The organism is Marinobacterium zhoushanense (assembly GCF_014641945.1).
Lineage (GTDB): Bacteria > Pseudomonadota > Gammaproteobacteria > Pseudomonadales > Balneatricaceae > Marinobacterium_D > Marinobacterium_D zhoushanense.
The window spans coordinates 1-1,571 of record NZ_BMIJ01000019.1 but is presented as its reverse complement, the minus strand read 5'-3'; the positions used below and the strand labels follow the sequence as shown (position 1 = coordinate 1,571).

The 1,571-nt window shown below is 65.1% G+C and carries 2 protein-coding genes; both read right to left on the bottom strand.

Going from position 1 to position 1,571, the window contains the following annotated elements; genetic code table 11:
* A partial coding sequence (locus IEX40_RS21970) for an amino acid ABC transporter ATP-binding protein (protein WP_188752410.1) occupies window positions 1–440 on the bottom strand: 440 nt, incomplete at its 3' end.
* 66 nt (window positions 441–506) lie between these two features.
* The coding region (locus IEX40_RS21965; protein ID WP_229680891.1) for an amino acid ABC transporter permease at window positions 507–1,571 on the bottom strand (1,065 nt) is incomplete at its 5' end.

The following is a 1,571-nucleotide window of genomic DNA, read 5'->3' as shown; positions in this document are numbered from 1 at the left end:
ATCGCCACGCGCTGCTGCTGACCGCCGGAGAGCTGCCCCGGGTACTTCAGCGCCTGCTCCGGGATCTTCACCCGCTCCAGGTACTTCATCGCCGTGGCCTCGGCCTCCTTGCGCGGCACCTTCTTGACCCAGATCGGCGCCAGCACGCAGTTCTCCAGCACCGTCAGGTGCGGGAACAGGTTGAAGTGCTGGAACACCATGCCCACGTCCTTGCGGATCGCCTCGATCTTCTTCACGTCCTGGGTCAGCGGCACGCCGTTGACGATGATGTCGCCGGCCTGGTGCTCCTCGAGCCGGTTGATGCAGCGGATCATCGTCGACTTGCCCGAGCCAGACGGGCCGCAGATGACGATGCGCTCGCCGCGCTTGACCTGCAGGTTGATGTTCTTCAGTACGTGGAACTCGCCGTACCACTTGTTCATGTCGCGCAGCTCGATCATCAGCTGATCGCCCGGCGCCTTGGCTGTATCGGTCATAGTCTCATTCTCCTATTCGGTTGCCGGGGCTCAGCGGTTGCCGTGGCCGGTTTGCAGACGTTTCTCCAGGTGCTGGCTGTAGCGCGACATGCTGAAGCAGAACAGCCAGAACACGAAGGCGACGAACACGTAGCCCTCGGTGGCGTAGCCGATCCATTTCGGGTCGTTGGTCGCCGCCTGGACGATGGCGAGCAGGTCGAACAGGCCGATGATCAGCACCAGACTGGTGTCCTTGAACAGCGCGATGAAGGTGTTCACCACCCCCGGGATCATCAGTTTCAGCGCCTGCGGCAGCACGATCAGGATCATCTTCTGCCAGTAGCCCAGACCCAGCGCATCGGCGGCCTCGTACTGGCCACGGCCGATCGCCTGCAGGCCGCCGCGGACCACCTCGGCCATGTACGCGGACTGGAACATGGTGATGCCGATCAGCGCGCGCAGCAGCTTGTCGAAGCTCATCCCCTCGGGAAAGAACAGCGGCAGCATCACCGAGGCCATGAACAGCACGGTGATCAGCGGCACGCCGCGCCACACCTCGATGTAGAACACCGACAGCGACTTGACGATCGGCATGTCGGACTGGCGTCCCAGCGCCAGCAGGATGCCGATCGGCAGCGAGGCGACGATGCCGACCACGGCCAGCACCAGGGTCAGGCTCAGGCCGCCCCAGAGGTGGGTGTCGACCGGCTCGAGGCCGGTATTCATCCCCAGGAAGCTGCCGCCGGTGAGCAGGATCAGCGCCACCACCGGGTAGACCACCAGGGTCAGCAGGGCGCCGAGCCCCTTGCGCGGCAGGCGCGGGATCGCCAGCCAGAGGATCAGCGCCAGCAGCAGGAAGAAGCTCAGGTTCAGGCGCCATGTCTGCTCGCTGGGGTAGAAGCCGTACAGGAACTGGTCCAGACGCTGGCCGATGAACACCCAGCAGGCGCCGCCGGAGCTGCAGTCCTCGCGCGTGGTGCCGGACCAGTCGGCGCTGACGAAGACCCAGTCCAGCACCGGCACCAGCAGGGTGTAGGCAAGCCAGGCCAGGATCAGCGTGGCCAGGGTGTTGAGCGGACCGTTGAACAGGTGCTTGCGCGCCCAGCCGATGGCGCC